Annotated in this window: 18 protein-coding genes; 6 read left to right on the forward strand and 12 right to left on the reverse strand. The window is 40.5% G+C overall.

Going from position 1 to position 22,645, the window contains the following annotated elements:
- Positions 1-63: 63 nt before the first annotated feature.
- A complete protein-coding gene (locus AACW45_RS28740; RefSeq protein WP_190636307.1) occupies positions 64-1,905 on the forward strand; it encodes a hypothetical protein in 1,842 nt (613 codons plus the stop codon).
- A 194-nt stretch (positions 1,906-2,099) separates the two neighbouring features.
- Here the strand turns inward: AACW45_RS28740 and mtnB are convergent, their stop codons facing one another.
- Genes mtnB through AACW45_RS28760 form a run of 4 tightly spaced genes read right to left on the reverse strand, consistent with a single transcriptional unit; the run spans position 2,100 to position 4,210 of the window.
- On the reverse strand, positions 2,100-2,726 hold the full coding sequence (gene mtnB / locus AACW45_RS28745) for a methylthioribulose 1-phosphate dehydratase (RefSeq protein WP_190636309.1): 627 nt from the start codon (positions 2,724-2,726) through the stop codon (positions 2,100-2,102).
- Positions 2,723-3,352, reverse strand: a complete 630-nt coding sequence (locus AACW45_RS28750; RefSeq protein ID WP_190636312.1) for an HAD-IB family phosphatase — start codon at positions 3,350-3,352, stop codon at positions 2,723-2,725. Before AACW45_RS28750 ends, mtnB begins: the two co-directional genes overlap by 4 nt.
- Before the next feature lie 35 nt (positions 3,353-3,387).
- Positions 3,388-3,939 carry a 1,2-dihydroxy-3-keto-5-methylthiopentene dioxygenase gene (locus tag AACW45_RS28755; protein WP_190636315.1) on the reverse strand — a complete coding sequence of 184 codons (552 nt, stop codon included), beginning with the start codon at positions 3,937-3,939 and terminating at the stop codon, positions 3,388-3,390.
- A 28-nt stretch (positions 3,940-3,967) separates the two neighbouring features.
- A complete protein-coding gene (locus tag AACW45_RS28760; protein ID WP_190636317.1) occupies positions 3,968-4,210 on the reverse strand; it encodes a DUF7219 family protein in 243 nt (80 codons plus the stop codon).
- A gap of 742 nt (positions 4,211-4,952) precedes the next feature.
- Here AACW45_RS28760 and AACW45_RS28765 point away from each other — a divergent pair.
- Positions 4,953-5,489, forward strand: coding sequence for an MgtC/SapB family protein (locus tag AACW45_RS28765; RefSeq protein ID WP_199331252.1), 537 nt, complete (start codon positions 4,953-4,955; stop codon positions 5,487-5,489).
- Between the two features lie 105 nt (positions 5,490-5,594).
- Positions 5,595-5,909: a muconolactone Delta-isomerase family protein gene (locus tag AACW45_RS28770; RefSeq protein WP_190636319.1), complete on the forward strand. Its 315-nt coding sequence runs from the start codon at positions 5,595-5,597 to the stop codon at positions 5,907-5,909.
- A gap of 52 nt (positions 5,910-5,961) precedes the next feature.
- Here the strand turns inward: AACW45_RS28770 and AACW45_RS28775 are convergent, their stop codons facing one another.
- From AACW45_RS28775 to fusA, 6 genes are all read right to left on the reverse strand, one after another.
- On the reverse strand, positions 5,962-6,561 hold the full coding sequence (locus AACW45_RS28775) for an MBL fold metallo-hydrolase (protein ID WP_190636321.1): 600 nt from the start codon (positions 6,559-6,561) through the stop codon (positions 5,962-5,964).
- A 357-nt stretch (positions 6,562-6,918) separates the two neighbouring features.
- Complete coding sequence (locus AACW45_RS28780) at positions 6,919-7,119, reverse strand: hypothetical protein (RefSeq protein ID WP_190636323.1); 201 nt, start codon at positions 7,117-7,119, stop codon at positions 6,919-6,921.
- A 277-nt stretch (positions 7,120-7,396) separates the two neighbouring features.
- Positions 7,397-8,362 carry a threo-3-hydroxy-L-aspartate ammonia-lyase gene (locus AACW45_RS28785; protein WP_190636326.1) on the reverse strand — a complete coding sequence of 322 codons (966 nt, stop codon included), beginning with the start codon at positions 8,360-8,362 and terminating at the stop codon, positions 7,397-7,399.
- Positions 8,363-8,568: 206 nt separating this feature from the next.
- Positions 8,569-9,099, reverse strand: a complete 531-nt coding sequence (locus AACW45_RS28790) for a pentapeptide repeat-containing protein (RefSeq protein WP_190636328.1) — start codon at positions 9,097-9,099, stop codon at positions 8,569-8,571.
- A 710-nt stretch (positions 9,100-9,809) separates the two neighbouring features.
- Positions 9,810-11,288, reverse strand: coding sequence for an FAD-dependent oxidoreductase (locus AACW45_RS28795; protein ID WP_190636330.1), 1,479 nt, complete (start codon positions 11,286-11,288; stop codon positions 9,810-9,812).
- Positions 11,289-11,385: 97 nt separating this feature from the next.
- On the reverse strand, positions 11,386-13,398 hold the full coding sequence (gene fusA, locus AACW45_RS28800) for an elongation factor G (protein WP_190636332.1): 2,013 nt from the start codon (positions 13,396-13,398) through the stop codon (positions 11,386-11,388).
- Between the two features lie 1,098 nt (positions 13,399-14,496).
- On the opposite strand from fusA, the gene AACW45_RS28805 reads away from it, so the two are divergent.
- Positions 14,497-17,139, forward strand: coding sequence for an NACHT domain-containing protein (locus tag AACW45_RS28805; protein ID WP_190636334.1), 2,643 nt, complete (start codon positions 14,497-14,499; stop codon positions 17,137-17,139).
- Here the strand turns inward: AACW45_RS28805 and fni are convergent.
- Positions 17,084-18,145: a type 2 isopentenyl-diphosphate Delta-isomerase gene (fni, locus tag AACW45_RS28810; protein ID WP_190636335.1), complete on the reverse strand. Its 1,062-nt coding sequence runs from the start codon at positions 18,143-18,145 to the stop codon at positions 17,084-17,086. The genes AACW45_RS28805 and fni overlap by 56 nt on opposite strands.
- A 91-nt stretch (positions 18,146-18,236) precedes the next feature.
- A complete protein-coding gene (locus AACW45_RS28815; protein ID WP_190636338.1) occupies positions 18,237-19,619 on the reverse strand; it encodes a GTP-binding protein in 1,383 nt (460 codons plus the stop codon).
- A gap of 193 nt (positions 19,620-19,812) precedes the next feature.
- Between AACW45_RS28815 and AACW45_RS28820 the strand changes: the two genes are divergently transcribed.
- Positions 19,813-22,026 carry an EAL domain-containing protein gene (locus AACW45_RS28820; RefSeq protein ID WP_190636340.1) on the forward strand — a complete coding sequence of 738 codons (2,214 nt, stop codon included), beginning with the start codon at positions 19,813-19,815 and terminating at the stop codon, positions 22,024-22,026.
- A 140-nt stretch (positions 22,027-22,166) separates the two neighbouring features.
- Entirely contained in the window at positions 22,167-22,622 is a 456-nt protein-coding gene (locus AACW45_RS28825; protein WP_096643527.1) for an RpiB/LacA/LacB family sugar-phosphate isomerase, read from the forward strand.
- Positions 22,623-22,645 lie beyond the last annotated feature (23 nt).

Here is a 22,645-nt window from a genome sequence, read left to right on the forward strand (position 1 = left end):
ATCTGCTAACTCAAACCATGAAAACAGAGAGTTTTAAATCTACACAAGTGAGGAGAGAATCTGATGATTCATAAAGCTTCTGTTGCATTATCTAATCTGTTGTTAATTTTGGTGACGCAATCTGCATTCGCACATCCCCAGCCAAAACCACAACCTAATCCACAACATAATCCCCAACCCAATCCCAATCCGGAATCTCATCCAAAACCTAACCCCAATCCGAAACCTAACCCCAATCCGGAATCCAATCCGAAACCTAACCCCAATCCGGAATCCAATCCGAAACCTAACCCCAATCCGGAATCCAATCCGAAACCTAACCCCAATCCGGAATCCAATCCAAAACCTAACCCCAATCCTGAGTCTAATCCCAAACCTAACCCCAATCCTGAGTCCAATCCGAAACCTAATCCCAATCCTGAATCTAATCCGAACCCCAATCCGAATACACAACCCAATCCCAATAATCCTCAAGGTAATCCCCAACCAAACCCTCAACCCAATCCAGAAACGCCAGTAGAAACTAAAGGTAAAAACGTTGGTAACCTAGTACCTATTTCCATACAACTTACTGGAATCAGAAGGGTAAAAGTAGGTCATACAAATGTTTCTGGTTCCGTTTTTGCGGGAGGTGGTACCTTCGCAAGTGCGGGAGTTGAAGGTACTGTAAGCTATCGCTTATCTAAAAATACCTTCCTCTTTGGACAAGCTACATACAATCCTGTAGCACCATCTAAAGCAATTGGAGTAGGAGGTGTAACTACTGGAGTTGTATTTAATGCGCCTGGAAAGTCTGTTCGCCACAACAGCTATATCGGGGTTTATAGTAACGTCGTTGGTTTTGGTAACACCGGCGGAGATGAAGTTTCTCAGACTGCTTTTGGAAATGTAGGAATTATCGGAGGAGTTCAGCGTCCAGTTGGCGAAAAAGTCTCTGTATTTGCTCAAGCAGAAGCTGCTCAACGCTTGTACTCTCTTGCCAAGACTTCCCAAGGACAAGCAGCAAGAATTTCTGGAGGAATGGCGCTGGCTGTATCTTGTGCATCTAATGTCAGTGTAGTTGGAGACTATACTGTTGGCTCTAACCAAGACTCGGAATGGGGTTTAAGAGGGGTCTGGAATTTAGACTTCCTGGGAAATCCTTGTGAAATAAAACGGATTAGCGCCTCTTCTAACGTGGTCAAAGTGACTCAATACCTTGTTACCCTCATTGGCTCTAATCCATCTGCTGCCGAGGTTAGAAAGGCTGGGTTAACTCCTCCCAATGCTAATCCAGAAAGATATCGCCTCCAATCTGAACGTTGGAGAGGAGAGAAAGCGCAGGTTGTCGAACAGTTGGTAGTTGATGCTGTTGAAGTAAAAGGTGTCTCTGACAAGATCCTTTTTGTCCAAAAGCCTATATCTCCTCAAGCCTTGGAACAAGCCCAAAAGATTGCAGCCGACCGGGAACCAAAACAAGCCTTTGAAGAGATTCGTAATCTTCTGCAAGCTGAAGAACGAGACAAGACTTTCAACTTAGAGGAAGAAGCGAAAAGGATTGCTCAGGAAAAAGGAATGGCTCTTTCTTCTTTACAGCAAATTGGATATGCGTTCACTTACCAAAATCGTCTGATTGGTGTGGTAGATAGTGACCTGTCCCAACCTTTTGTGGGAACACCACGAGAAGCTTCTCCTGCAGAGTTAATGATTGTGAACGAAGTTGCTAAAAAAGGGAATAGTATCTTACCGGCTTTGGCAACAGGTTACACCACCAAAGGCACAACCCTTGGAAGAAACAGCGTCGTCAATGGTAATGTGCTACGACCTGGGACGAGAGTTCAAGTACCCAAACGAAAAGATGTGATTATTCCCACTTCTAGCGTTGAATCTACTCAGGTTGAGTGGAATAGGATTGAGAAAAAGTAGCGATTTGAAGAGGGAAAGGCGGTATAAATCACGGGAGCATCCCAATTTTGACGCAATACCCTTCTAGGGTATTGCTATACCAACAAAGCCTGCCAAGGCAGGCTTCGTATTTCTAGCCCCACCCTTATAGGGTGAGGGCGTTTTTGCACATTTGGGATGCTCCCTAAATCACAGCCTTTCCTTTTCCTTTCCTGCTAAATTCCCAGACTGCGAGCAGCAACCATGTAGCGGAATAGGTATTCTACTATTTCGATATAATTACAGGCTGCTGAGGGGGAAGATGCCCAAACTGTGACACCATGATTGCGGATGAGGAGGGCGGGAATTTGTGGCGGGATATTGGTAAAGCGCTGTTGAATTTCTGCTGCGATGCGGGAAACTTGCAAATGATTGCTGAAGATGGGAATTACACAACTAGGATTTTCTTGGTAAACTCCTAAGCCTTTGAGCATTTCTAAAGGTGGTAAAGGAAGGTCATCTTCTGGGGTAAAGTTGGTAACTAAATTAGACTCAACTGAGTGTATATGGTAACAAGCTTGTGCTTCTGGGAAGAGGGTATAAAGTATTTGATGAATCGCAGTTTCGGCGGAAGGTTTGACATTAATTGATGATGCTTGAACTCTGCCACTGGCATCAATGCGAACAAACTCACTCAGTAATAATTCGCCTTTAGAACGACCGCTAGCTGTAATCCAAAAGCTACCATCGGCTAGGCGGATGGAAAGATTTCCGGCTGTTCCTACCATCCATCCTTGTTGATAAAAGCTGCGGGCGGTGTTGATGAGTTCCAAGCGCGGATCTGTGCGGTTGGGGGTTGTCATTTCCACATTTTCACTAGATGTTCGCGGATTTGTGAGAAATTATCCCAGGGAATGTAGGGTTTTTTTTGCTCATCTAAATACTCAGCTAGGCGATCGCGTGCGAAGATCACAGAAGCTTGCAATCCCATATTTAAATCGGTTAAGGAATCACCGATCGCAATCTTTTGATAAGCTGGGTATTTAGACATGATTTCGACTTTGGCGACTAGTTCTGTACCTCCCTCATAGGGGGAAATAACTTTTAAGTGGGAACCATTAGTATCTACATCTACCGCATAGATCCCATGAACTCGTTCCACTAATCTATCAAGAACAGTTTCTACCATTCCCCGCAAACCACCAGAAATCACAACTAATGGTACTCCCTGAAATTCCAGAAAATCGAGTAGTTGGACAAATCCGGGGCGAATTGGTTGAGTTTGGGTAAATTCCAAAATTTCGCTGTAGCGTGAAGCGGGAATTGATTCGAGAATTTGTCTGACTCCCTGTCGCAGTGTCAGTTCTCTGGCATACATTTGGGGCAGTAATTTTGCTGATAGTTCTGGTGCAAATTTTTTTAGCACCGCGACAAAGGTTTCTTCGGTTGTAATCGTTCCGTCAAAGTCGCAAAAGACAATTCGCCTCAATTTTTATCCTCCCAGTCTCGATTGTTGTTCCTATTTCAGCCTACAGCTTGAGGAATACGAATTTCTTTGGCTGTATACTGAGGAACCCAGCCTTCCGTGCTGATAAAATAACGCACGGCTTTGACTCGCTTGGCTGGCGTCAGATGAAACCAATGTTCGGTATTGGCGGGGACGTTAATATATTCTTGTGGTTGCACTGTTAATTCTACTTGGCTACCATCAGGACGGACAAAGCCAAAAACTGCTTCGCCATCGATGATGTAGCGCACTTCATCATCAGCATGGGTGTGAATTGATGCAAATTTAACTAGTAACTCATCTAAGTTGGCAATTCTGGGATGGAGTACAATCAAATCTCGCGATTGATAGCCGGCTGTTTGTTGCAATTGCTGAAAATAGCCATCTAATGCTTGCAGTACTTGTTCTTTCTCGGCTTCGTTGAGGCTATCTTGGGCTAATAATTGATGTAATTGGCGATCGCTTCCTATATCCCAATGATTGAGTTGAATATCCAAAGCTGCCAATTCTCTGGTAATTTCTGGTAAATCCTGGTATTCAGTGCCATTTTCTAGTTTTAAAATCGCCATAAATCTTCCTCAAAGCGATCGCGCCTACTTAAATATGTAATTCTTTTTTAGCTCGTTTTAATTGTTTCCAGAGTACATGAATTTGTTTGTAAGCTTCTTCTGGAGAAATTTTACCACCTGTTTGCAAATCGCAAATATAACTTACTCGCAGCGAGAATTCTTGGAGATTGGCATTAAAAACTACATACTCTGGCTGAAATTGTCCGTAGTAAGAACTACGCGGATATAAAAAATCGCATAATTCCGCTAGAAAATCTGATTGTTGTGTCATATCATTCTCCTTTGAAGAATAAACATAGAAATTATGTCATTGAGCTAATATAAGTCTGTCTTTCAAGTATTATTTATTTGTCAGATTGTGCAGAAAAGTAGTAGATTTGAAAAAATATTTATCACCTACAAAAAGAGGTAAGAAGCATTTTTCCTGACTTAATTAAATCCAATTTTCAGAAATAGCTGAGTCCATTTTTGAGAAAGGTAGCAGATGAATATAAATATCCATCTGCTACACAGGAACGGAGGTATAAACTTGATTACTAGTACTTTGAACGATTAGTTTTATCCCAATACTATTACGGTTGGGAAAAGTATCAGTTTTGCCTGTTGAGTATTAACAGTTGACAAACTTTTATGTAATATTTCACAATCTATTTATAATTACTGTTACTGTCGATACAGCAATATTTATTAGTCATAAATTCTACTAAACAATATCTATAATTTTGGCTGGTAATGGACGATAATAGCTGCATAAGTCTTATACCTGTAAACTACGGTAAGACGATAGACATACTGTATTTAAGCCCTGGATAAAAAGTATCGCATATTCTTCTGAGTCTAGCAAGGGGGTTTTCTCATGCTCAGAGAAAGTTTCTATCCCTAAGAGGACGAGCCTGATAGGATTTTTATGTATACTAATTTACTTAACTTAAACTGTAAAAAAATAGCGATCGCGCTTCAGTCTATGGAGAATAGGCGCAAAATTCAGTTATCTCGCTAGGAGCAATATAATAATGGGGCCGATGTTAATTCATGCTGATGATTGGCTAGATATAGGCTTCAGACTGACTCTAGCCTTGATAGTAGGCTGCACGATCGGCTGGAATCGTCAGCAAGGAGGTAGACCAGCAGGGATGAGAACGTTCATGCTGGTAAGTATGGGAGCGGCCTTATTTGTCATGATACCTTTGCAGGCTGAAGGCGATAGTACCTTTGCGTCTACCAATGCGTTGAGTCGCACAATTCAAGGTGTAGCTACTGGTGTAGGGTTTCTCGGTGCGGGGTTGATTCTTCAAGAATCGCCAAGAAAATCGACTACGCCAAAAGTACGTGGCTTAACCACTGCTGCTTGTATTTGGACTGCGGCGGGATTAGGTGCAGCTATTGGCTGTGGTTTGTGGCAAATGGGATTATTAGGAGGAATACTGACTTTAATAACCTTAAGTGGCGTAAAAAAGCTCAAACGCCTATTTTTTAGCCATAAAAGTCATCATAAATCTGGAACTACTGAGGAATCACTAAATTCTGTAGATGACGATGATGACGATTAATCTAAAAAATCTTACCAATGACAATTGTACAGACAAGGGTTCATCGCGTCTCTAAGCAATCATCCTGATACTATATCTAGTGGTTGGTTAAAGAAGTGAATTATTATGCTGTACCACTTAGATTTTCAAGTAGAATATGCTGATGATATATCTCAGAAAGAACTATTTGCAATTTGGGCGGAAGAAGCTGATGCGGCGCTCAAAGCAAAAGAAGCAGGGGTAGTTGTAGATTTGTGGAAGTGTGTTGGTACCAGAAGGGTAATTGCGATTGTTAATGTTCCTACTCCCGATTTGTTGGATCAAATACTGTTGGATTTACCCATTATGCAAAAAAATGGTCAGCGCGTTCAGGTAGAGGTAACTCCCTTGAGAAGATATGAAGACTTTGCAGCCGATCTCAAAGCGCGTTTGGATCGCTAATAATTAATTTATTTGGCGATCGCATCTTGACTCAAGCCGATCGCCGCAGCAATTATAAAGTTGCCACAAGTTCCTTTAAGCGATCGCGTCCATCGCGAAAAATTGACCACCCATCCCCGACTAATACAGCTTCTACCTCAGTCAGCGCTGCTAATCTCTGCACAGATGCCACTGCTTCTTGGCGATTTTCCAGCTTTTCTTGTGGTAAAATGGTTAACATCCCGGCTTTGTGCGCCCTGACTAAATCTCCAGTAATTAAAGTTGTTTCTTCTAGTAATAGCGCTAATTCACCAGGGGTTTTAGAACCTTGGAGTTCAATCACCTTCAATCCTGGAACTACCTCTTCACCATCAACCAACCAGCGATCGCAAGCTATGGGAAAATTATCTTTCTCCCCTGCTGGTGCTGCTATTTTGGCATAAGTTTGATTAGCAATTTCTGGTGTTGACCTAATATGATCGGAATTTGTCACTACAATCCAAGCTACACCACCCAGGGATGTAATATGATTCCAATCATGGTTTGATAAGGCTACTGGATCGATGAGAATATTCCCTTGGGGACGAATCCAAGCAATCCCGTTGAAATCAATATTTCTAGCGGGATTAAAATGAGACCAACCATAGAGATCTGGACGGTGCAGAGATTTCATGTTGATTTTGGGGCAATGCCTGCAATTACTCAGTATCCGTAAATTTAGGTTGGAAATCAAGGTATTAATAGAGATTAATTTTTAGGGAAAATAAATTTATGCAGGGGAGAAGGGGGATAAGGGAAGGGGAATAAATGACTACACTTCTTGTAGCTCTCAGTGCATTGTTGACAAATGATAAATGACAAAGCGCAAAGTCTGAGCGCCGGCTTCCGGCGATCAGAACTTTGTAAGAATGACAGACTTCTCCTGTCGGAGACGCTACGCGAACGCCAGTTATCTTGAATTACACCAATTTACTTACGTATTTTCCTCAGTAGTTTAAATGTTGTTTAAAAGTTGCCAAAAACTAAATTTTTAAAGATATTCACTCAGGAAGTCAAAAGGATCGTCTTCCCAACATGGTTCAGGAATCATCAACAGTAAACTATTACGGATATCAGTTTCAATTTCATCACTATCTTCCCTGTCAAATAATTCAGTCATAACTTTCCAGTCACGTTCTTCTAAAGATATCAGTGCTGGGGCATATACATGTAGATTTACTGGATAATTCACACGTTCAATTAGGGCTGACTATCGCCAAAAATATAGTTTATTTTGTTGATAAACAATCATATTCTAACTTGAGCATTACGTCGTCACAAGTAATCTAAAAAATCCTCATAAAATTAATTGCAAAACTTTAAATCTATTTTTTCAATTGCGGGGTCTTACCCCACAAATTATTCAACAAGATTTAATATTTAAGTAATGGTAATTACTGATACTAAAAAATGCCTATTCAATACGTAATTTGCTTCCCTGCCCCCTACCCCCTCCCCGCAGTGATAGGCTATTGTTTGAGGTTGTGAATCTCTGTTAAATCGACATTTCCGCCACTGAGAATAATTCCAATCCTGGCTACTGGTACTGTGACAATACCTTCTAGTAAAGCTGCTGCGGCTAATACTCCTGTGGGTTCAACAACTATTTTGAGGCGTTCCCAAAGAAAAAACATGGTGCGGATAATTGCTGATTCTGAGACTGTGACCATATCATCAACGTAATTCAAGATGATAGGAAAGGTAATTTTCCCCAAGCTAGGAGTACGCGCACCATCAGCGATGGTATTTGGGTTATGGACAGTTTGCAGAGTTTTGCTGTAAAAGGAACGAGTAGCATCATCGGCTAATTCTGGTTCAACGCCAATTACCCGACATTTTGGCGATAGTGCTTTAGTTGCGATCGCACATCCGGATAGTAAACCACCACCACCGCAAGGTACTAATAAAAAGTCGAGTTCGCCTACTTCCTGGATTAATTCTAAAGCAGCTGTACCTTGTCCGGCGACGATATGGGGATGATCGTAAGGAGGAATGAGTTTCAAGTTGCGATCGCGGGCTAAACTTTGGGTTAGTTCTTCCCGATTAGTATTGTGTCGATTGTAGAGAATCACCTCCGCCCCATAACTGCGAGTAGCTGTTTGCTTGACTGCGGGTGCATCATCGGGCATGACAATAGTTGTGGGGATATTGAGTAATTTTCCTGCTAGTGCGATCGCCTGTGCATGATTCCCCGATGAAAAAGTAATCACCCCTTGTTGTTTTTGGGCTGGAGATAGCTGTGTTAATGCATTGTATGCACCTCTAAACTTAAAAGCCCCTGTACGTTGAAAGTTTTCGCACTTAAAAAACACCTCGCTATGAGTCAGTTCATTCACTGTTCTGGAAGTTAGCACTGGTGTTTGTTGGGAAATTCCCAAAAGCCGATTGTAAGCAGCTTTTACGTCAGTAATAGTGAGCGAATTTTCCTGTAGCATTGCTGGGAGTATAAAACATTCTCGCTCATTATTTTTATCTGAAATAGCATCTATGCCAAGCACCTCATAATTTATCGCTTGGCATTTTTTGTCAATTCCTATTCTGGACTAAATTCGGTGGTTTTGATAACAATTTGCTGAAGCAAAAATAATTAATATACCGCAAATCTTTGTTGCATTGCTATAACAAAGGACAAAAAACTCATTTAACTATTCTCATCTAGAATTGTGCCTTCCAAATTAGCTTTTTCTAGATTTGCACCACTTAAATTTGCTTGATTTAAGTCTGCTTGCGCCAAATTCGCCTGAGTCAAATCTGCTACAGTTAAGTCTGCACCGCTCAAATCAGCCTTATCTAAATTTGCAGCAACTAAAGTAGCTTCGGTTAACTCTGCTTCACTGAGATTTGCTTCAATTAATTTAGCAACAGTTAAATCAGCCTGAGTTAAATTCGCGCCATCTAAAACAGCACCGTCTAATATTGCGCCATCTAATATCGCACCAGTTAAATTACTTTCAGTCAGGTTAGCATCACTCAAATTGGCTCCGTTTAAATCTGCCTCAACTAAGCTAGCGTGGCTTAAATTTGCCTGACTCAAATTAGCACCATCTAAAATTGCTCTATCTAATATTGCGCCACTGAGATTTACTTCTCGCAAATTTGCTTCGCTGAGATTAATACCCGTAAAGTCTCTTGTACCTGCGGCATAGTTTTTTAGGAGTTCATCTGCCTGCATAGATTATGCTCCACTTATTGTTGTTACGTTGAAATTCACGGCAATTAATTTATGACTTAGGAATCGAGTAAAAATAAGTTGAACAATTTAATATTTGTAGTGCGGGCATCTTGCCCGCGCGAGCAAGATGCTCGCACTACTTATTTTTACTTGATGACTTAGCCTTGGCAACAGAGGCTGTGAAAATACGCTTAAACTATCATAGCTAGCAGATTTTTTTCTTATCACTAGCTAAGGTTACTATTTGATTTCATACTTTGGATAGTAGGCATTTCCAAAGCAATAATGAAATGGTTATACCTAAATAGGACTTACGCACACTCTACGAATTCTTGGCGTTCTTGGCGTCTTGGCGGTTCAATAAATTGAGCTTTTTGGCAATTTTTGCGTAATTCCTGCTAAATATAGCAATCCCATCTGATACCAATTCAATATAAAGATGCATATAATCTAGCCTGCGTAGGCAGGCTTTATAATTATAGCCCCACCCTTCTAGGGTGAGGGCGTTAATGTGCAGCCTCATATAAAATTAGTATGAGTTGTGAAAATATTTTTTTAATGAACCGCCAAGTCGCCAAGTACGCCAAGAGAAGAGAAAAAAATGAGAATTAGTAAATTTCACATGTAGGTTGGGTTGAGGAACGAAACCCAACACACCAAAGTCTTGTAATTTTTTGGTTATTTATTTTGCACAACTACTTGTGTGTAAATTAAACTAATAATTCCGAAGTTATTTCCTCAAAGTTGCGTCTGTAGACTTTGTTGCCATACTCTTGCCATGCTTGGTTTGAAGAGTGGGGAAATTGGGTTAATGTTGCCTGTTGAATATATTCCATAAACGGGCGACGAAGACGTTCATATTTATCAAAAGCTGAGGCTATAGCTTGCTGGTTATGCCAATTATCTTCTTGAGCAATATTAGTAATTAATGTTGTCATTACCATTGCATCTTCTAATCCTTGATTAGCTCCTTGAGCCATAAAAGGAGGCATACCATGTGCAGCATCACCAACTAATACAACTCGTCCTGCACTCCAACTTGGTAAGATATTTTCATCCATAGCAGCATGATGAATGTAATAAGGACGTTGAAAAATATTTTCTGGTGGAGATAATTGCACTAATTCTTGTAGTACTTTAGGAAATCCAGCTTTTTCTAACTCTTGCAGCCCTAAGTTACGCAAATCACTACCACACTTCCCTGATACTGACTCCAAAGGTACAGCTACATGCAGTAAATAGCCCATACTTTGTCTATTCATTAACAACATTCTGGGTGTTTCGCTAAAAGCGCGATTGCTCAGATCGTAGTTTGCTACTGTAAGAATTGGTGAGCCTGCCAAAAATTTTTCTTCAATATGCGATCGCATTTCTTGGGGAATATCGGGTATTTCTCGACAAGATATTGCCGCAAATCCAGAATATTGGGGTGTGGCAAAAGGTAGGTTAGAGCTATCCGCATAAAGTATCTGACGCACTGTAGAGTTAATCCCGTCTGCGGCAACAATTAACTTAGCTCGGAATGATTTTGTTATTGATGGTTGAGGCGTACTGTCTGAATTTTCAGACTGTGTATCTGACCAATATGCATAGGGATTAGCCTCAACATTCGCACTACTAACGCAATCGATGCGAATGCAGCCTAATTCTGGCTCATCTACTACATTAATACAACGGTGATTGGGTTTAACTTGGTCTTCTGGAAGTAGTTGCCTTAAGGCAGTTTGTAAATTATACCAAGAAATGGAAACTCGACCTTCGCCATACTCACTAAACCAAACATCAAAACTCAGAGGAATTGCGCGAACTTTCTGCCCCTGAAAGTTTTTTGAAACCCATTCTAGTGAAGGTTTAGGAAGTTTTGGTTCAATGACTGCGGTGGTTTTCTCTGCTTCAGCAGGCTGGTAATTAGTGAAAGTCAGACTCGCTGTTTTGACTGCTTGATATGCGCGATCGTCTAAATATTTTAGAGCTTTTAATCCGTTAGGCAAAAGATCCACAACTTGACCAACTTGACGAAAAGCACGAGTTTGATCTATGACGAGAATATTGTCAATACCACGTTTGCGTAAACCAACAGCAGTAGCTAAACCAATAGGCCCAGCACCAACTATGATAACATCGTAGATTTTGTTGATGGATGTATCTGTTAACCCATCTGCTATTGATTGACTTTGGGGAATATTCATAAGCAAGCAAGGTAAGTTAGAATTTTTACCGCAGTAGTAAAAACTCCGGAAATTAACAAAAAGGTAAACAATATTGTCTACCTTCTTGTTATATCAACTATTGGTTACTAGCTTGTCTATAACAGGCAAATTCCATTGTGAAAGTTGCCATACCCGCAGTTTGCGATCGCAAGTCTGTAGAATAACCAAACATGCGCGCGAGGGGTACTTCCGCCCGAATCACTGAGTATGTTTGCATAGTTTGGGAACCCAACAGCAAACCGCGACGGGAGGAAATATCGCCCTGAACTCTACCTAAATACTCGTTGGGTGTTTCCACTTCTACAAGCATAATTGGTTCGAGAATATAGGCTTTGGCTTTGCTAATCGCTTCTTCTAAGGCTTGATGGGAAGCTGAACGAAAAGCCAATTCTGACGAATCTACTGAGTGATAGGAACCGCTTTCGAGAACGACTTTTACCCCAGTGACAGGATAACCTTCTAAAGGCCCCGATTGCATAGCTTCGCGGAAACCTTTCTCGCAACCAGGAATATATTCTTTGGGAATTGCACCGCCAACTACTCGGTTTTCAAATACAAAGGGTTCTTCTGTGGGTTCAATCCAACCACTGACATGGGCGTATTGTCCAGAACCACCGCTTTGTTTTCTCAGCCGATAATCAAAGTATGCTTTTTGACCAATTGTTTCCCGATAGGCAACTGCGGGTTTACCAACATATACCTCCGTGTTATATTCCCGTTGAATGCGCTCCAAGTAGATTTCTAAATGCAGTTCGCCCATCCCCGAAATTAGAGTCGCCCCTGATTCGGGATCTATGCTCAACTTAAAGGTAGGATCTTCTTTTTGGAAACGATTGAGTGCTTTAGAAAGGCGATCGCTATCTTCTTGTTTTTTCGGCGTCACTGCCAGTGTAATTACTGGCTCTGGCACATACATTTTTTCTAAAAATACCAGTGTTTCTCCAGAGTAAAATGTATCCCCAGAAGCACAATCGATACCCAGCATGGCGATAATATCTCCAGCTTCAGCAACCTTCACCTCTTCGCGCTTATTGGCGTGCATTCTCACCAAGCGCCCAATTTGCACCCGTTGTTGAGTACGGGCGTTGTAAACAGTGTCACCCTGTTTTAATGTCCCCGAATAAATTCGGGTGTAGGTTAACTGTCCAAAGGATTCTACAGTGAGTTTAAAGGCTAACGCCACTAAAGGATCGTCAGGATTGGGATAAAGGCTAACAGACTCTACAGTTTTGACGATTTCCCTGTCTACCGGCGATGGGAGATAATAGGCGATCGCATCTAGTAAATTTTGCACGCCTTTATTTTTGAATGCCGAACCTAGCAATACTGGTGTCAGTTGCAAAGTTAAGGTGGCTTGGCGAATAGTTTGCCAAATTAGTTCTTTGGGAACTTCCTTACCTTCCAACAACATCTCCGTCATCGGTTCCGAGAAGAATGACAAAGCATCCAGCAGTTTTTCTCTGGCTTGCTGTGCTTCTTCCAGTATGGCGTCAGTAATTGGCTGTTTAATCCAATTTTCGCCGTTTTCGCCTGCAAAATAGGAAGCTTCCATTTCAATCAGGTCAATTACCCCTTGAAATTGATCTTCACTACCAATAGGATACTGAAGTAGTATGGCATTCAATTGCAAGCGATCGCGCATAGCTTGCACCACCCGAAATGGATTTGCACCGATGCGATCCATTTTGTTGATAAATGCAATCCGGGGTACGCGATAGCGCTTCATCTGGCGATCCACAGTAATCGATTGGGATTGCACCCCCGCCACCGCACACAGCACCATTACCGCCCCATCCAATACCCGCAGAGCGCGCTCTACTTCTATCGTAAAATCAACATGTCCTGGTGTATCAATTAAATTAATTTGCGTATCGTGCCACTGACAAGTTGTCGCGGCTGAAGTAATGGTAATACCATGTAATTTTTCTTCAGGCATAAAATCCATCGTTGCACCCTTGCCACCTCCCCGTACTTCTTCAATTGCATGGATTCTGCCTGTATAGAAGAGAATGCGCTCTGACAGTGTAGTTTTACCAGAGTCGATGTGAGCAGAAATACCAATATTTCGGATACGTTCTCGGGGAACCATAATAACTTCCTTGATTATTGATGCAACAAATTATTACCGCCTCAGCAGTAAGGTTTATATACTACAAATATACTACAAAGTAACTTGGATGGCAAACAATCTCTGGTGGCTGGGAAACCCAAGGGATGAGAAGGTAGGAAAAACCAGGTTAAGCTGCAAGACTTATTCAGAACTTACGCACTCAGATCCCCCAACCCCCTTAAAAAGGGGGCTTTAGATGTTCCCCCCTTTTTAAGGGGGGTTAGGGGGGATCGGGGTTTCAGGCTTCAGCGCGTAAGTCCTATTATTTAGGGGAATGAGGTGGATCGGTTAGATACATAGTCAACCATTCCTTTTTCGATGACTCTCAGTTCTATTATGGAACTTGGGACAAAATTAGGTAAAAATGTCACCACTTTTGTTAATAAAACTTATGTATTTTTTACGTTTAAAATCCTACTATTTTCGGCAAATAAATACTTAATTAGTCGCCAAAAGCTATTTATTTTTCAGGAATAGTTGCAGTTTGTAATAGATTTAGACATATAGCAATTTTCATGTTTTTACAAAGCAGAATATTTGGAATTTTTGCTAAAAAACATAAATTCATTAAAAAAATTTAATACACTTAGGACTTATGCATAAAATCTCTCAAACTATTATTTCCAGCGAAGTTATTATCGCCGCAAGCCGGCACTCAGACTTCTCTCTGTGTACTCTGCGTCCTCTGCGGTTCATTTTGACCTTACATTTGCGTAAGTCCTGACACTTAAATATCAATTGAGGTTATACACAAGTATTTACCTATAATTCTTCATGCCAAAAAACGCGGATAATTAGAGTATTGTAAGTAATATTTTAGAAAAAAATACTTATAATTACATAGTTTATTTAACTAGTAATTTTTGTTGATTATATTACCCTAATCATTTAAATACTTACATCCTTAATGATGGGAACTTATATTGCTAACGCTACATCTTAAGAATAGAGTCAAGAGTATTTGCAAGAGATATATCTCTCAAGGAATATTATTTATTTAATCACCTAAATATGGAAGAAAATTACTAAATCTGGTGTGTATACTCGTAGTCAAGAGCGATTACAGGTAAAAGTTTTATGCTGGAATGGATAGTTGGTTTGGTAGCAAAAAATGCTGTGGGTTTGCTAGTTAAGTCTATCGTCAACGAAGACTTTTTTAAAGACATCACTAAAGAATATGCTAAGGATTTTTTGAAAAATAGATTGCAGAAGGTAGCAACAATGTTACAGCAAGATAAAATGCAGAAAGCTGTTGCTAAAGCGCTTAGAGAATTTCTGCAATTAATTGAAGATGAATTAAATTTACGCAAGCTAGCGGATGAAGATATCAATATATTTGCTGAACCGCTAAAGCAGTTTATTCACCACAAATCTGTGCAAGAAATCTTAGCGAAAGGTTTTGATATCGATTGTGATGAAATAGATTACCAAAGCCTAGAGAGTATCTGGGAATACTTGTATTTACCTACTTTACCAGCTAAATTTAATTGGCAATTAGTAGCAGATCGTTATTTAAGAAAATGTCAGCAGATTCTTTCGGAAACAGAAGATTTACGAGAGTTACTTAACACACGTAATCTCAAAGCCATTGAGAAATATACCCAAGCAACAGTTGGTATTATTCCTGATTTTGACTTACGCAAATATCAAGAAGCAATTCGCGAGTGCTATGTCAATTTAAAATTAGATAGTTTAGATACCAGTGGTTATGCTTATAACGAACTGCGATTGTGGCAGATATTTACTCCGCCGAATGTCCGCGAAATTCATCAAGTATTACCTCAAGTTTACGAACTACCTAAAGAACATTTGCGGCGATTACAAGCAAATCATCAACTAGAATCAGCAGCAATTATTCCTGAAGAAATAGAACTATATAAACGGGCTTATTTGGAACAACCAATGCGTTCGGTGTTGGAAATTATCAATCAACCGGAAACTTATCAATATATAGTTATTTTAGGCGATCCAGGTTCGGGTAAATCTACATTATTACAATACCTAGCTTTAGATTGGGTAGAAAAGACTCTCGATAAAATCGGTAAACCTGGATTCGATGTTCCAGCCATTCCGTTACTAATTGAATTACGCGCTTATATCCGCAATTATAACGATGGACATTGCAAAAACTTTTTGGAATTTTTTCATCAAAGTCCCGGTGCAATTTCTCACCTCAATCAGCATCAATTACAAGCACAGCTAAAAGCTGGTAATGCTTTAGTGATGTTTGATGGTTTAGATGAAGTATTCGATACTGGACAACGCGACGATATAATTACAGCTATCCATTGCTTTACTAACGATTATCCTAATGTTCAAGTAATTGTAACTTCTCGCATCATTGGTTATAAACCCCAACGTTTGCGAGATGCGCAATTTCGCCACTTTATGCTGCAAGATTTAAATAACGAACAAATTCAAGATTTTATCAATCGCTGGCATAATTTAACTTTTACATTTGCGGCAGATAAACAAAGAAGAAAACAACGATTTCAAAAATCAATCAAAACTTCCAAAGCAATTGCCGAATTAGCAGCTAACCCCTTGCTATTAACAATGATGGCAATTCTTAACCGTAACCAAGAATTACCAAGAGATAGAGCGAAATTATATAAAAAGGCTTCAGAATTATTGCTGTATAAATGGGATGTAGAACGCGCCTTAATGAATGAACGATATATGCCAGCAACAATTGATTATCAAGATAAACAAGCAATGTTACGCCAAGTTGCTTATTATATGCAAACCAGTAATCAAGAGTTTGCCGGGAATTTAATGACTGCTAGAAACTTAGAGCAGATTTTTACTACATATTTGAAAAGTATTGAAGTTAGTAATGCTAGAGATAAAGCCAAAGTATTAATTCATCAACTGCGAACCCGTAACTTTATGTTGTGTTATTTAGGTGCAGATTACTATGCTTTTGTCCATCGCACATTTTTAGAATATTTTTGTGCTTGGGAATTTGTCTGGAGGTTTAAAGAAACGCAAACGCTTTCTTTAGAACAACTCAAATTAGAAGTATTTGGTAAATATTGGCAGGATGAAACTTGGCATGAAGTATTGCGCCTGATTGCGGGGATGATTGACGCTAAGTTTGTAGGGATAATTATTGATTTTTTAATGAATCAAAATGGCGCAGGTAAGAAATTTATCAATTTATTTTTAGCTGCTAAATGTTTAGCAGAAGTAAAAAACCGGGCAGTAATTGCGTCAACAGCAAATCATTTACTTGAGCAGTTACAGAATATTACACAATACAATCTACTGTATTACTATGAATATTTATTTCCTGGTGAAGCCGCCAAACTAGTAGCAGAAATTAAAACACAAGCAGTCGCAGCAATTGCAGCTACTTGGAAAGATGACTTAAAAATCACATATTGGTTAAAAGAACGCGCTACTGTTAATGATAATTCCCAGTTACGCTGCACCGCAATTAGAGAATTAGCGCGTAACTTTCAAGACGATGCTGATATCATTGGCTTCTTGAAAGAACGCGCTATTGGTGATGAAAATTGGCATGTACGCAGTGTCAGCTTGCAAGAATTAGTTGGCAATTTTCCACATCATCCCGACACCATCGGCTTCTTGCAACACCGTGCAACTGTTGATGAAGATATAAATGTGTGCCGTATCGCTTTAGAAGAGTTAGCACAGAATTTCACATCGCCTTTGATTGCACTAGACTGTCAGAATGCTGCAATTGATTTAAATTAGCATTCCCCGTACAGAATAAAACTGTCGTGATTTCGGCTATTAACAACTCAACTAAATCCACCAATGCAGCTTCTGAAACAACGGCGGCTTGCAAAAATGGCATGGCTAATCCGGCGATATTTGCACCTAAAGCAATTGCTTTTGCCGCATCTAATCCATGACGCAACCCGCCAGACGCAATTAAGGGGACATCAGGAGCGATCGCGCGAATATTTGTAATACAATCTGCTGTAGGCAAACCCCAATCTGCAAAAGTCCTACCCAAGCGGCGTTGTAATATATTATCTGCTCGTTCGCTTTCCACCTTCGCCCAAGAAGTACCCCCAGCGCCAGCTACATCAATCGCCGCTACCCCAGCCGCCAGCAATTTCTCTGCCATTGCGGCAGAAATTCCATTACCTACTTCCTTGGCAATCACTGGTACTGGCACATTAAAGCATACATCTGCTATCTTGTCAAGTAAGCCGCGAAAATTAGTATCTCCGCGAGATTGAATGCATTCTTGCAGAGGATTGAGGTGCAAAATCAAAGCATCAGCTTCCAGAATTTCGACTACCCGCAAACATTCATCTACACCATACTTATAGTTAAGTTGCACAGCGCCCAAATTAGCAAATAACGGCACATCGGGCGCATACTTACGCATCGCAAAAGTATCAGCCACCTGAGGTTTTTCCACCGCTACACGTTGGGAACCGACACCCATCGCTAATTTATAAACTTGAGCGACTTCTGCTAACCGGCGATTGATGATACCAGCTTGTTCAGTGCCTCCCGTCATAGAAGAAATTAACAACGGTGCGCCCAGAGATTTACCTAAGAACTGGGTACTAATATCTATATCATTGCGATCGATTTCTGGTAAACAGCAGTGAGTAAAGCGATAGCGTTCTAATCCATTGGTGATTTCGTGACATTGAACATCTTCTTCTAAGCAAATGCGAATATGTTCCGCCTTGCGCGATTGAGTTTGTGCCGAGGTGCTGGTATCGTTGTTAGTTGTCATTTGTCATTTGTCATTTGTCATTTGTCAGAGACGCGATGAATCGCGTCTGTACAATTGTCCCCCTTCCCCCTGCCCCCTGCCCCCTGCCCCTCTACCCGCCTAACTCCTGGCGCAGGCGATAGACAATAGTATTCGGTTCGACTTGGGAGAGAATTTCTTGAATGACGGTGTTAGCGCCTAATTGTCCCCAAGTGCAGCCTTGTTGCAGATAAACTTGGGCGGCTTTACCTACAGCATAGGCTCCATAACCGGCAATTCCACCTTGAGCGATCGCACTGCCGAAAGAAGCGGTAATATTAACAGGATTATCGCCGCTAGTTAGGGCGGCTGTACTTTTACTTAAGCCAAATAATAAACTACTGCCTAATTCGCTGAGTAATAAGCCGCCAGAACTCAATAAAATCGTTTTGAGGATTTTTCCGGCTTCATAGCTGGTGATGGGTAAGCCATATAACCTAGCTAAGGCGCGAATTAATAATAAATCGGCAATGGTGCCACCTAAAATATCTAAAACAGCAATGGGATTTAACCCAACTACCAAAGCTTTATACTTAGTAAATTGCCAAATAATATTTTCCGCTTCTTGTTCGCGTAAATCAACTGTTTTTTGCGCGATCGCGGCTTCTGCTTCCCTAGCTTGAATTAGTGCATTTAACGCTAAGAGCGATCGCCCTTCCCGATTCAGTATATTTAAAATTGTCTGTTTGAGTTCCTCTACTTGGGTTGGTGGTGTCTCCCATTCATAGCTTACCCGACCATCAGGCCACTCTACCCGCACTTCCATTGGTGCTGGTTCCGCCGCTACCATAACAATTTCATCAGGTAATAACGGCTGGGCTTGGGGATGTCCGGCTCCTAATTGCTGTAAATTAGCGTAAATTGCTGCCCTATCTGTATCTGGGTACAAATCGATTTTGTTAAATACTAAAATTAGGGGTTTTTGTGACTGGCGTAACTCTAGTAACGCTTGATACTCTGTTCTGGTAATATCGCCAGAAACAACAAATAATATTAAATCTGCTTGCCGCGCTACTTCCCGCGCCATGTTTGCCCGCGATTCCCCCTCAATTTCATCTAAGCCAGGAGTATCAATTAATTCTACTTGTACTTTACCTCCTGGTTGCCAGCGTACAGAACGCGGCCATTGTGTCACCCCATTGAGGGGGCCAGTTTGAAGAATTTTATCTTCTAATAAAGCATTTAATACTGCCGATTTGCCCCGACTAACTAAACCAAAGGCAGCAATTTTAATGATATTTGAGTCTAACTTGTTGAGTGTAGTACTCAAAGCTTCCAATTCCGGCTTCACCAAACCCGCCAATTCTGGGTTAGATGCGAGTTGTCCTGATTTGCGAAGATATCCATACCAAGACAAGGTTTGTCGGAGACTAGCACGAGCACGGTTTAAATGAGTTTCTTGCAAATTGCGCACTGGGTTAGCTTCAGTCAAGATGAAATTGAGAACAATTGACATTTCTATTTTGCGCTAAATTTCCATTGCAGCTGATTATAAAAATTTATGAAGCTAAGGTCAAAATTAATACACATACGTAATAAGTAGCTGAATATCTCACACATCAAATCTTCATCGATGGAAAGTGCAGTGTTTTTCTGGAGATAAAAAACTGGGAATACTAGAAAAAACCTATCCATTGAGGTGATCTTCCATGAGCCAAGAATGTCCTAATTCCAAAATTTGCACTTGTCGCCAAATTAGATGGTGCAAGAATAGGGAAGCAGGCAGGCTCTTTCTGTGGTTTCCTATTCCCCATACTCTCAAAAAAGTCACCTCATATCTCAAGCATATTGCTGTTGACTATGAATTAATGTCAGCGCGCTCTGGTTTAAGTTTAAATTGTCAATACGAACAAGCACAAGAAATTGCGTTTAATTTGACTAAATTCTTAGCACCGAGAGAGTTAAAAGAAACTCAAGCTTTGTTTATGAAGGGTACTATCCAACCGCAACTTCATGATTTTAGCGATATGGCTTCCTTGCAACGCTTTATCAAATTTGGTCAAGCAGAATGGTTGCTAGAGATGTTAAGCAAGGAAAGATTTATCAGTTATTTTCAACCCATTGTTTTAATTAATGATACATCTAAAATTTACGGTTATGAATCCCTATTGCGTGGATTAGATGAAAAAGGCGATTTAGTCTTACCAGCATCAATTTTAGAGTTAGCAACTGAAGCAGGAATATTACCACAAATTGACCAATTTGCCCGCCTAAATACCATCGATAAATTTAGTCAGTATGCCGTTAACGGTCGGATATTTATCAATTTTTCTCCCACAGCAGTTTACGATCCAACTTCTTGTCTGCGCAGTACAGTAGAGGCAATCGATCGAGTAGGAATTTCTCACGAACAGGTAGTATTTGAAGTTGTTGAATCAGAAAATCCTCAAGATTTAGAGCATTTGAAAACTGTCTTGAAATACTACCGAGATGCAGGATTTTTAATTGCCCTCGATGACTTGGGTTCTGGCTATTCTGGCTTGAATTTGCTGCATCAGCTACGTCCAGACTTTGTGAAGTTAGATATGCAATTAATTCGCAATGTCCATCAAGATATTTACAAAGCTTCCATTACCGAAAAGCTGTTAGAAATTACTCAGCAATTAAATATTCAAACCGTTGCTGAAGGAATTGAAAATATTGAAGAATTAAATTGGTTAAAACAACGCGGTGCTACGCTGGCGCAAGGTTATTTGATTGCTAAACCTAATTTAGTACCTGTGAAGACAACACCACAATTTGAGGACGCTCGCTCAATTATTATCTTACCCGGTAATAAAAATTTAGGACAATTAATTAAACAGCAAACGCAGTCAGAAAAAGTTATCGCATCGGTAGCGCAAAGAATTCGTGAATCGTTAAATTTAGCAGAAATTTTGCAAACCACTGCTGATGAAGTCAGACAATTGTTTCAAGTAGATAGAGTCATAATTTATAGGTTTGAGCAAGATTGGAGTGGCTCAGTTGCTGTTGAATCTTTATCACCAGGGTGTAATTCTATTTTAGGATTGCATATTGTTGATACTTGTTTTCAGTCCGATCGTGCAACATACTACCAACAAGGTAATAGTAGAGCGATCGCGGATATAGAAACTGCTGGATTATCACCCTGTCATCTTGAGATGTTGCACCATTTACAAATCAGAGCCAATTTGGTAGTCCCAATTTTGCAAAAAGAATGTTTATGGGGACTGTTAATTGCCCATCAATGCAGTCACACAAGATTATGGCAACAATCAGAAATTAATTTATTTAACCAGCTTGCCGGACAAGCAGCGATCGCAATTCAACAATCGGAACTTTACCAGCAATTACAAGATGCAAATCAAGAATTACAGCGTCTCGCATCTTCTGATGGACTCACTCAAGTAGCCAATAGACGCTGTTTTGATGATACCTTGAATGGGCAATGGCAGCGATCGCTCGAAGAACCCGCCTCAATTTCTTTGATTTTGTGTGATGTCGATTACTTTAAGCTTTATAACGACAGTTTAGGGCATCTAGCCGGAGACGATGCACTCAGACAAATTGCGCAAGCTATCTCTGCTGCGGTTCAACATCCTACTAGCTTAGTAGCACGCTATGGCGGCGAAGAGTTTGCAGTGATTTTAGCAAATACTGATGTCGAATCAGCGATCGCGATCGCCCAAGATATCCAGCGCCATGTTCTTGACTTACAATTACCTCATCCCCATTCCCCAACCAGTAAATTTATTACCCTCAGTCTGGGATTAGCATCTATCACCCCCACGCCCCAATTACCTCAGAATACCTTAATTGCTGCGGCTGATATGGGACTTTACCAAGCAAAAGCACAGGGAAGAAATTGTATAGTATCTATGGGGTACTTAAATTTCACTTAGTTGGAAAATGGGCATTGGGCATTGGGCATTGGAAAGATAGATTTTCATGTTTGCTTGAAAATAGCGTTGACTATTGACTGTTGACTATTGACTGTTGACTATTGACTGTTGACTATTGACTCATCATTAGGGGTGCGGAAATGAAAATTGCTATTGGTAGTGATGAACGTACACACTTAACAGATATAGTACTTGCAGAACTCAAACAGCGCGGACATCAAATTGTCACCTTTGGTTCATTGGATGAAAATGAATCAGAAGTTGATTGGCCTATCAGCAGTAGTAAAGTGGCTTTAGCTGTAGCTACGCAACAAGCAGACGAGGGAATTGTTTTTTGTTGGACTGGTACAGGTGCATCAATCGCCGCTAATAAAGTTACTGGTATTCGCGCCGCCTTGTGTCATGATGCTGAGACAGCCCGTGGGGCACGCATTTGGAATCATGCTAATGTTTTAGTATTAAGTTTGCGTGCAACAACAGATGCGATCGCTAAAGAAATTCTCGATGCTTGGTTTTCTACGCCATACTCCAACGATGACTGGAATCTGCAACAAATGCAACGCATCACAGAGTTAGAAAAAGAATTTAGTCATTAGTCATTAGTCATTAGTCATTTGTC

The organism is Calothrix sp. FACHB-168 (genome assembly GCF_963889195.1).
Taxonomy (GTDB): domain Bacteria; phylum Cyanobacteriota; class Cyanobacteriia; order Cyanobacteriales; family Nostocaceae; genus Aulosira; species Aulosira anomala_A.

Excerpts from the sequence above, each read along its gene's own strand:
- AACW45_RS28785 (WP_190636326.1), bottom strand. The coding sequence starts at position 8,362 with ATGCTACAGGAAAATTCGCTCACTATTACTGACGTAAAAGCTGCTTAC.
- mtnB (WP_190636309.1), bottom strand. The coding sequence starts at position 2,726 with ATGACAACCCCCAACCGCACAGATCCGCGCTTGGAACTCATCAACACC.
- AACW45_RS28820 (WP_190636340.1), top strand. The coding sequence starts at position 19,813 with ATGAGCCAAGAATGTCCTAATTCCAAAATTTGCACTTGTCGCCAAATT.
- AACW45_RS28815 (WP_190636338.1), bottom strand. The coding sequence starts at position 19,619 with ATGTCAATTGTTCTCAATTTCATCTTGACTGAAGCTAACCCAGTGCGC.
- AACW45_RS28825 (WP_096643527.1), top strand. The coding sequence starts at position 22,167 with ATGAAAATTGCTATTGGTAGTGATGAACGTACACACTTAACAGATATA.
- AACW45_RS28760 (WP_190636317.1), bottom strand. The coding sequence starts at position 4,210 with ATGACACAACAATCAGATTTTCTAGCGGAATTATGCGATTTTTTATAT.
- AACW45_RS28740 (WP_190636307.1), top strand. The coding sequence starts at position 64 with ATGATTCATAAAGCTTCTGTTGCATTATCTAATCTGTTGTTAATTTTG.
- AACW45_RS28805 (WP_190636334.1), top strand. The coding sequence starts at position 14,497 with ATGCTGGAATGGATAGTTGGTTTGGTAGCAAAAAATGCTGTGGGTTTG.
- AACW45_RS28775 (WP_190636321.1), bottom strand. The coding sequence starts at position 6,561 with ATGAAATCTCTGCACCGTCCAGATCTCTATGGTTGGTCTCATTTTAAT.
- AACW45_RS28765 (WP_199331252.1), top strand. The coding sequence starts at position 4,953 with ATGGGGCCGATGTTAATTCATGCTGATGATTGGCTAGATATAGGCTTC.
- fni (WP_190636335.1), bottom strand. The coding sequence starts at position 18,145 with ATGACAACTAACAACGATACCAGCACCTCGGCACAAACTCAATCGCGC.
- AACW45_RS28755 (WP_190636315.1), bottom strand. The coding sequence starts at position 3,939 with ATGGCGATTTTAAAACTAGAAAATGGCACTGAATACCAGGATTTACCA.
- AACW45_RS28795 (WP_190636330.1), bottom strand. The coding sequence starts at position 11,288 with ATGAATATTCCCCAAAGTCAATCAATAGCAGATGGGTTAACAGATACA.
- AACW45_RS28770 (WP_190636319.1), top strand. The coding sequence starts at position 5,595 with ATGCTGTACCACTTAGATTTTCAAGTAGAATATGCTGATGATATATCT.
- fusA (WP_190636332.1), bottom strand. The coding sequence starts at position 13,398 with ATGGTTCCCCGAGAACGTATCCGAAATATTGGTATTTCTGCTCACATC.
- AACW45_RS28790 (WP_190636328.1), bottom strand. The coding sequence starts at position 9,099 with ATGCAGGCAGATGAACTCCTAAAAAACTATGCCGCAGGTACAAGAGAC.